Here is a 10102-nt window from a genome sequence, read left to right on the forward strand (position 1 = left end):
AGCGGTGATGGCAAAACCGACTTGACAAGGTGATTTTGTGCATTCTAAACCCAGTCGTTCCACAGCAGACCGAATGCTAAATCTACCAGCGGTTTTGCACCTCACCGGCCAGGGTGGGGAAGCAATCCGCCAGAGGTACTGGAAGGACCCATCTTGGCAGTCTCCCGCCAGACCAAGTCAGTGGCCAACATCCCTGGAGCCCCGAAGCGATACTCCTTCGCTAAAATCAGCGAGCCCATCGCTGTCCCGGGCCTCCTTGATCTACAACTCGATTCTTACGCGTGGCTCATCGGCACCCCCGAGTGGCGCGAGCGCGAGCAGGCAGAGCGCGGCGAAGACGCACGCGTGACGAGCGGCCTTGAGGATATCCTCGAGGAGCTTTCTCCGATCCAGGATTACTCGGGCAACATGTCCCTGTCCCTGTCGGAGCCTCGCTTCGAGCCGGTGAAGAACACCGTGGACGAGTGCAAAGAGAAGGACATCAACTACTCGGCGCCACTGTACGTCACCGCAGAATTCATCAACAACGACACCCAGGAGATTAAGTCCCAGACCGTCTTCATCGGCGATTTCCCGATGATGACTGAGAAGGGCACCTTCATCGTCAACGGCACCGAGCGCGTTATCGTCTCGCAGCTCGTGCGTTCCCCGGGTGTGTACTTCGACCAGACCATCGATAAGTCCACCGAGCGCCCGCTGCACTCCGTGAAGGTCATTCCTTCCCGCGGTGCGTGGCTCGAGTTTGACGTCGACAAGCGCGACACCGTTGGCGTGCGCATCGACCGCAAGCGTCGCCAGCCGGTCACCGTGCTGCTCAAGGCCTTGGGTTGGTCCGAGGAACAGATCAAGGAGCGCTTCGGCTTCTCCGAGCTCATGATGTCCACCCTCGAGTCCGATGGCGTGGCCAACACCGACGAGGCTCTGCTGGAGATCTACCGCAAGCAGCGCCCAGGCGAGCAGCCCACGCGCGACCTCGCGCAGGCACTGCTGGATAACTCCTTCTTCCGCGCCAAGCGCTACGACCTGGCCAAGGTTGGCCGCTACAAGGTCAACCGCAAGCTCGGCCTGGGCGGTGACCACGACGGTCTGATGACCCTGACCGAGGAAGACATCGCTGTCACCCTCGAGTACCTCGTGCGCCTGCACGCCGGTGAGCGTGAGATGAAGGCCCCGAACGGTGAGATGATCGCCATCCACACCGACGACATCGACCACTTTGGTAACCGTCGTCTGCGCACCGTGGGCGAGCTCATCCAGAACCAGGTCCGCGTGGGCCTGTCCCGCATGGAGCGCGTCGTCCGCGAGCGCATGACCACCCAGGACGCGGAGTCGATTACCCCGACCTCCCTGATTAACGTCCGCCCGGTTTCTGCTGCCATCCGCGAGTTCTTCGGTACCTCCCAGCTCTCGCAGTTCATGGACCAGAACAACTCCCTGTCCGGTCTGACCCACAAGCGCCGCCTGTCCGCGCTGGGCCCGGGCGGTCTGTCCCGTGAGCGCGCCGGCATCGAGGTGCGAGACGTTCACGCTTCGCACTACGGCCGCATGTGCCCGATTGAGACCCCTGAGGGTCCGAACATTGGTCTGATCGGTTCCCTGGCCTCCTATGCCCGCGTCAATGCCTTCGGCTTCATCGAGACTCCGTACCGCAAGGTTGTGGACGGCAAGGTCACCGACCAGGTGGAGTACCTCACCGCCGATGAAGAGGATCGCTACGCCATCGCGCAGGCCGAGGTGGAGAAGGATGCCGACGGCACCCTGACCGGCGACCGCATCGAGGTCCGCCTCAAGGACGGCGATATCGGCGTGACCGACGCTTCCGGCGTTGACTACGTTGACGTCTCCCCGCGCCAGATGGTGTCTGTGGCAACCGCCATGATTCCGTTCCTCGAGCACGACGACGCTAACCGTGCCCTCATGGGCGCGAACATGCAGCGCCAGGCCGTGCCGCTGGTTCGCTCCGAGGCCCCGTACGTGGGCACCGGTATGGAGCAGCGCGCTGCCTACGATGCTGGTGACCTCATCATCACCCCGAAGGCGGGCGTGGTGGAGAACGTCACCGCGGACCTCATCACCATCATGGATGACGAGGGCCAGCGCGATACTTACATGCTGCGCAAGTTCGAGCGCACCAACCAGAACACCAACTACAACCAGACCCCGTTGGTCTCCCTGGGTGAGCGCGTCGAGGCAGGCCAGGTGCTTGCCGACGGCCCCGGTACCCACAACGGTGAGATGTCCCTCGGCCGCAACCTGCTGGTTGCCTTCATGCCGTGGGAAGGCCACAACTACGAGGACGCCATCATTCTCAACCAGCGCATCGTGGAGGAGGACATCCTCACCTCGATCCACATCGAGGAGCACGAGATCGATGCTCGCGATACCAAGCTGGGCCCGGAGGAGATCACCCGCGAGATCCCGAACGTCTCCGATGACGTTCTGCGTGACCTCGACGAGCGCGGCATCGTCCGCATCGGCGCCGACGTCCGCGCGGGCGACATCCTCGTTGGCAAGGTCACCCCGAAGGGTGAGACCGAGCTGACCCCGGAGGAGCGCCTCCTGCGCGCCATCTTTGGTGAGAAGGCCCGCGAGGTCCGCGATACCTCCATGAAGGTTCCGCACGGTGAGACCGGTAAGGTCATCGGCGTCTCCCGCTTCTCCCGCGAGGATGACGACGACCTGGCCCCGGGCGTCAACGAAATGATCCGCGTCTACGTGGCTCAGAAGCGCAAGATCCAGGACGGCGATAAGCTCGCCGGCCGCCACGGCAACAAGGGCGTTGTGGGCAAGATCCTCCCGCCGGAGGATATGCCGTTCATGGAGGATGGCACCCCGGTGGACATCATCCTGAACACCCACGGTGTGCCCCGTCGTATGAACATCGGCCAGGTGCTCGAGGTTCACCTCGGCTGGCTGGCACACGCCGGTTGGAAGATCGACACCGAGGATCCGGCCAACGCCGAGCTGCTCAAGACCCTGCCGGAAGAGCTTTACGACGTCCCGCCGGAGTCCCTGACCGCAACCCCGGTCTTCGACGGTGCCACCAACGAGGAGATCTCTCGCCTGTTGGCTTCCTCCAAGCCGAACCGCGATGGTGACGTCATGGTGGATGAGCACGGTAAGGCCCGCCTCTTCGACGGCCGCTCCGGTGAGCCGTACATGTACCCGGTTTCCGTCGGCTACATGTACATGCTCAAGCTGCACCACCTCGTCGACGAGAAGATCCACGCCCGCTCCACCGGCCCGTACTCCATGATTACCCAGCAGCCGCTGGGTGGTAAGGCGCAGTTCGGTGGCCAGCGCTTCGGTGAGATGGAGGTGTGGGCAATGCAGGCATACGGCGCTGCCTACACCCTGCAGGAGCTCCTGACCATCAAGTCCGATGACGTGGTCGGCCGCGTCAAGGTCTACGAGGCCATTGTCAAGGGTGACAACATCCCGGATCCGGGTATTCCGGAGTCCTTCAAGGTCCTCCTCAAGGAGCTGCAGTCCCTCTGCCTGAACGTGGAGGTTCTCTCCACCGACGGCACCCCGATGGAACTGTCTGGCTCCGACGATGATGACATGGACGGCGCTCCGTCCTTGGGCATTAACCTGTCCCGCGACGAGCGCTCCGACGCAGACATCGCCTAGCTTCTTGGTCCGCCGCTTATCAAGGCGGCGGGCATAACGAAACACCACCTACATACAAAGCCATCAACTTCCCCCTGACGGGGGATGAAAGGGAGACATTACGTGTTTGACGTAAATCTCTTCGACGAGCTCCGCATCGGGCTGGCCACGGCCGAGGACATCCGTCGCTGGTCCAAGGGCGAGGTCAAGAAACCCGAGACCATTAACTACCGCACCCTCAAGCCGGAGAAGGACGGCCTCTTCTGTGAGCGCATCTTCGGCCCGACCCGTGACTGGGAGTGCTCCTGCGGTAAGTACAAGCGCGTGCGCTACAAGGGCATCATCTGTGAGCGCTGTGGCGTCGAGGTGACCAAGTCCAAGGTGCGCCGTGAGCGCATGGGCCACATCGAGCTGGCCGCGCCGGTTACCCACATCTGGTACTTCAAGGGCGTTCCGTCCCGCCTGGGCTACCTGCTGGACCTGGCTCCGAAGGACCTTGAGCGCATCATCTACTTCGCCGCCAACATCATCACCTCCGTGGATGAGGAAGCTCGCCACAATGACCAGTCCACTCTGGAAGCAGAGATGCTGCTGGAGAAGAAGGACGTGGAGGATGACGTCGAGGCAGAGATCGCTGAGCGCGCTGCCAAGCTAGAGCAGGATCTGGCTGAGCTGGAGGCCGCCGGCGCCAAGGCCGACGCCCGCCGCAAGGTCCAGAACGCTGCCGACAAGGAAATGCAGCACATCCGCGAGCGCGGTGAGCGCGAGGTTGCTCGCCTCGACGAAATCTGGAACACCTTCATCAAGCTGGCTCCGAAGCAGATGATCATCGATGAGACCATCTACGAAGAGCTCGTTGACCGCTACGAGGATTACTTCACCGGCGGCATGGGCGCTGAGGCCATCCAGACCCTCATCCGCAACTTCGACCTCGAGGCCGAGGCTGAGGTTCTCAAGGAGATCATCAACAACGGCAAGGGCCAGAAGAAGATGCGTGCCCTTAAGCGCCTGAAGGTCGTCGCGGCCTTCCTGCGCTCGGGCAACGACCCGGCCGGCATGGTGCTCGACGCCATCCCGGTGATCCCGCCGGAGCTGCGCCCGATGGTGCAGCTGGACGGTGGCCGCTTCGCCACCTCCGACCTCAACGACCTCTACCGTCGCGTAATCAACCGCAACAACCGCCTCAAGCGCATGATCGACCTCGGTGCTCCCGAGATCATCGTGAACAACGAGAAACGCATGCTGCAGGAGTCTGTCGACGCGCTCTTCGATAACGGCCGCCGTGGCCGTCCGGTCACCGGCCCGGGCAATCGTCCGCTGAAGTCCCTGTCTGACTTGCTCAAGGGCAAGCAGGGCCGCTTCCGCCAGAACCTGCTGGGTAAGCGCGTGGACTACTCCGGCCGTTCCGTGATTATCGTCGGCCCGCAGCTCAAGCTGCACGAGTGTGGTCTGCCGAAGCTCATGGCCCTGGAGCTGTTCAAGCCCTTCGTCATGAAGCGCCTGGTAGAAAACGACTACGCGCAGAACATCAAGTCCGCCAAGCGCATGGTGGAGCGCCAGCGCCCCGAGGTGTGGGACGTCCTCGAAGAGGCCATTTCCGAGCACCCGGTGATGCTGAACCGTGCACCGACCCTGCACCGCCTGGGTATCCAGGCCTTCGAGCCGAAGCTCGTCGAGGGTAAGGCCATCCAGCTGCACCCGCTGGCTTGTGAGGCTTTCAATGCCGACTTCGACGGTGACCAGATGGCAGTCCACCTGCCACTGTCCGCCGAGGCACAGGCTGAGGCACGCGTCCTCATGCTGGCTTCCAACAACATCCTGTCCCCGGCCTCCGGTAAGCCGCTGGCTATGCCGCGTCTGGATATGGTTACCGGCCTGTACTACCTCACCATGGACAAGGGTGAGGACGAGATCGGCGGCGAGGGCCGTTACCGCCCCGCCACGGAGGACCGTCCGGAGCAGGGCGTGTACTCCTCCTACGCGGAGGCCATCATGGCCCGCGACCGCGGCGTTCTGGGCCTGCAGGCCCCGATCAAGGTCCGCATCTCCCACCTGCGCCCGCCGGCAGACATCGAGGCAGAGCACTTCCCCGATGGTTGGCAGAAGGGCCAGGCATGGCTCGCTGAGACCACCCTGGGCCGCATCATGTTCAACGACCTGCTGCCGTGGAACTACCCGTACCTTGAGGGCGTCATGGTCCGTAAGGGCGGCGCCGGCAACAAGATGCTGCTCGGTGACGTCATTAATGACCTCGCCGCGAAGTACCCGATGATCACCGTTGCCCAGGTTCTGGACAAGATGAAGGACGCTGGCTTCTACTGGGCCACCCGTTCCGGCGTGACCATCACCATGCACGACGTGCTGGTCCTCCCGAACAAGCACGAGGTGCTCGAGTCCTACGAGAAGGAAGCCGAGCGCATCGAGCGCAAGTACTGGGAGCAGGGTGCTCTGACCGAGCGCGAGCGCTACGACCGCCTGGTTGAGCTGTGGAAGGACGCCACGGACACCGTGGGTAACGCCGTCGAGGAGCTGTACCCCGACGACAACCCGATTCCGATGATCGTGAAGTCCGGTGCTGCCGGTAACATGCGTCAGATCTGGACCCTGGCCGGCATGAAGGGCATGGTTGTGAACTCCAAGGGTGACTACATCACCCGTCCGATTAAGACCTCCTTCCGTGAAGGCCTGTCGGTTCTGGAGTACTTCAACAACTCGCACGGTTCCCGTAAGGGCCTGGCGGATACCGCTCTGCGTACCGCTGACTCCGGCTACCTCACCCGTCGTCTGGTGGACGTGGCGCAGGACGTCATCGTCCGCGAGGAGGACTGTGGCACCCGTCAGGGCGTGCGCGTCCCGCTCGGCGTCGAGATCGCCGAAGGTTCCTACGACCTGCACGAGCTGTGGGAGACCTCCGCATCCGGCCGCGTCGTGGCTAACGACGTCAAGGATGAAAACGGTGAGGTCATCGCTGAGGCAGGCGCGGACCTGACCGAGGAGCTCAGCCGCAAGATCGTCAACGCTGGCGTTCTGGAAATCAAGGTCCGCTCCGTGCTGACCTGCCAGACCCCGGCCGGTGTCTGTGCGAAGTGCTACGGCAAGTCCATGGCCTCCGGCAAGCTCGTCGATATCGGCGAGGCAGTCGGCATCGTGGCCGCACAATCCATTGGTGAGCCGGGTACTCAGCTGACCATGCGTACCTTCCACCAGGGTGGTGTCGGTGGCGATATTACCGGCGGTCTGCCGCGTGTTCAGGAGCTCTTCGAGGCCCGTAACCCGAAGAACCGCGCTCCTATCGCTTCCGTCGACGGCACCGTGTCCCTGTCCGATGAGGGCAACTTCTGGACGCTGACCATCACCCCGGATGACGGTTCCGACAACGTGGTCTACGAGAAGCTGTCGAAGCGTCAGGGCCTGGCTCAGGTCCGCCGCCCGATGGAGTCCAACCCGGATGCCATGATCGAGCGCTCGCTTCGCGACGGCGACCACGTCACCACCGGTGACCGCCTCATGCGTGGTGCGGCTGACCCGCACGACGTGCTGGAGGTCCTTGGCCGCCGCGGTGTGGAGAAGCACCTCATCGACGAGGTTCAGGCCGTTTACCGTGCACAGGGTGTGGCCATCCACGACAAGCACATCGAGATCATCATCCGCCAGATGCTGCGTCGCGGTACGGTCATCGACGCCGGTACCACCGACTTGCTGCCGGGCAACCTCATTGACCTCTCTGAGGCCAAGCAGGTTAACGCCGCCCAGGTTGCTGAGGGCGGCCAGCCGGCTCAGCTGCGCAGTGAGATCATGGGTATCACCAAGGCCTCGCTGGCTACGGAGTCTTGGCTGTCCGCGGCCTCCTTCCAGGAGACCACGCGCGTGCTTACCGACGCCGCTATCAACAAGCGCTCGGATCAGCTCATTGGTCTGAAGGAGAACGTCATCATCGGTAAGCTGATTCCGGCCGGTACGGGTATTTCCCGCTACCGCAACATCAGCGTCAAGCCGACTGAGGCCGCACGCAATGCTGCGTACTCCATCCCGACCTACGGTGACTCCATCTACGGCGACGATGGCTTCGGTGAGTTCACCGGCGCCTCCGTCCCGCTGGAGGAGGACTACACCTTCTAGTCCCGCTAGCGTGAGACACGCTGGGAGTGACCCGTAGGGTCATCTTCCCTTTGCCCCCGCCACGGCCCCTTTACAGGGGCGTGGCGGGGGTATCTTATTTGAGGCCAAAGTTACAAACATAAAGAACCCTGTGAACACCATGAACATTGGGACTGCCTGTGGCCTGCAAGTTTAGAATTTCTCTTGAACGGAATGGCCATGACGTGCATGGACACCGTTAATCATGGGCAAATTTTGCCCTTGCAGAGGGTGGCGGGGGCGGGTAACGTCTCAGGTTGAGTCCAGTTTGCCTTCAGGAACGCTGAAGATGCTTCCAAATCTAACCGAGGGCGGACTGCTGACCGATTCCCTAATCGTTCTCATGAAAGGATTCTTCATGGATATGAAGAGTTTCAACGGTTCTGCTCGTCGCCGCGGCACGACGATTGCAGCCGCCGCTCTTTCCGTCGCTATGGTTGCGCCCTTCGTCCACCCCGGTAGTCAGCCCGGCTTCTTCGCCGGCTGCTATCGCTCAGGAGGCAGCAGCCGGTCAGGATCGCAGTGTAGATACTCGAGGCACCTCGGAGGCCACTGCCATTAAGGCAGACGGCACTTGGGGTCAGAAACAGGGCTACCAAGGCACGGTTTACCTAAATCGTGATGGCCGCGTGTACATAAAGGATGACGCCGACGAAGCTATGGCTGGTGTCAAGGTCTTCCTGCAGTACGTCAACGGCAAGGGCCAAGTTTCGCCCATCTACTACACCACCTCTGATTCTGAGGGCAAGTTCGTCTTCGACTTGTCCAAAGCACCGAAGGATGGCCTAGGCAGACCAATCGAGTTCAAGCTGTCTGGTGATGGGAAGTTCCAGGTCCGTACGTGGGCTGCGAACCCAGATCCAGCAAAGTATATGACGGTTGCCGGTGGAGACATGTACAGTGGTCGTTTCCATAACCGTTTGACCCGTAAATGGGAAAGCTGGGACTTTACTGCTGGAATCAACCGCATTGTGGGTGCCAAGGTTGTATTCCAGGAGAGCCCAAATGTGGATGGCTGGCTCGCCAAGCCCGAAGCAGAGTGGACCGAGGCGCCAACGGCCGATAAGCAATGGCCCGACACTGGTATCCTGGGCCGCGCGAAAGGCGACGGCTGGTGGGAAAACAATGAACTTGAGGGATCGGTACCGGACTATTACCGCAAGGACTCCCAGGACCGTGCCGCGACCAATGTCAAGGTTGTTGGCTCCTATGTCAATGATGAAGTAGCGCGTGAGTTTGATGCCTGGAAAGACGCTCACAAAGGGCATAGCCGCGAGCAATTCCGTGTCGCGCAAAAAGAGATTGTTGATGCATACCAAGCCAAGCATGGCGTTGGCTCTCACATTGCTGAGTCCCGAGTGGCTTATGTGAAAGATGATGGCTCTTTCTACCTGCCGTTCGCTGGCTTGTACGGTACAAGCCGCGACAAAAAGGGGAACAAGATAGCTGATGAGGAATGGGGCAAGCTCGTTCCCCCAGAGGATGAAAACCACAGCAAAATCATGCAGTGGAACGGCACGGCCGGGCAGCGCACGCGCCACATCAACAGCGACTATATGTATCTGTACCCGGTAGTTGGCGATAACCGCGAGGTTTGGAATGCTAACTATCAGGATAATATGTTCCAGAGCCCTAATACCCCATTGATTGGCGAGGAGCTTGAAGGCTTCAACATTAAGAATCAAGACTTCGCGCTGCTGACTCCGCGCCCGATCCACGACGTGATCAACTACGATAACGCGTCTGCTATTGCTGCCCCTGGCGATACCGCCAAGTCGAAGACGACCGGCCTGGTCCCCAACCAGCAGTACGCAATTGAGTGGTTTGCCGACGGTGAATCCACTGGTAAGTTCTGCACCGTTACCGCTAACAAGCTTGGTGAGCTGGAGTCCTGTGACTTTACTGTCCCGGAAAAGCTCTCTAAGCCAACTGTGTACTCTTCTCAGGTATTCGCTGCCGATGCTTCGGGTAAGCCAACCGGCACGCTCCTTTTGGCCGACTCCTTCTTGGCAGACCCGACCGTCGTTAAGTACGACGAGACCAAGGGCACAGCCAAGGAAAAGGACCTTGAAGTAAAGCCTTCCTTCGACAATCCGAAAACTGATGCCGAAGAGAAGATGCCGGAAGGCGCATCCTTCGCGTTCGCTGATCCTGCTGCCGCTAAAGCCTTGGGCCTGGACATTGATCCTAAGACCGGCGCAATCACCTGGCCTAAAGATAAGCAGGTTGAAGGTGAAAACTCGGTGCTCGTAAAGGTCACGTGGACGCCTGCCGGGGGTGCTAACCCGGTTACCCGCGAAGTACCGGCGAAGTTCAACCTGGCTGCGCCTGCAGCTAAGGACAATGAGAACTT

The 10102-nt window shown here is 61.1% G+C and carries 3 protein-coding genes; all 3 read left to right on the forward strand.

Annotated features, from left to right (window positions below; translation table 11 throughout):
* The first annotated feature begins 153 nt into the window (after positions 1-153).
* Positions 154-3633, forward strand: coding sequence for a DNA-directed RNA polymerase subunit beta (locus tag HMPREF2604_RS01695; protein ID WP_070562632.1), 3480 nt, complete (start codon positions 154-156; stop codon positions 3631-3633).
* A gap of 102 nt (positions 3634-3735) precedes the next feature.
* Entirely contained in the window at positions 3736-7731 is a 3996-nt protein-coding gene (locus tag HMPREF2604_RS01700; protein ID WP_070520942.1) for a DNA-directed RNA polymerase subunit beta', read from the forward strand.
* Positions 7732-8186: 455 nt separating this feature from the next.
* A partial coding sequence (locus HMPREF2604_RS01705) for a Rib/alpha-like domain-containing protein (RefSeq protein ID WP_210384650.1) occupies positions 8187-10102 on the forward strand: 1916 nt, incomplete at its 3' end.

Source organism: Corynebacterium sp. HMSC055A01, assembly GCF_001809405.1.
GTDB lineage: Bacteria > Actinomycetota > Actinomycetes > Mycobacteriales > Mycobacteriaceae > Corynebacterium > Corynebacterium hesseae.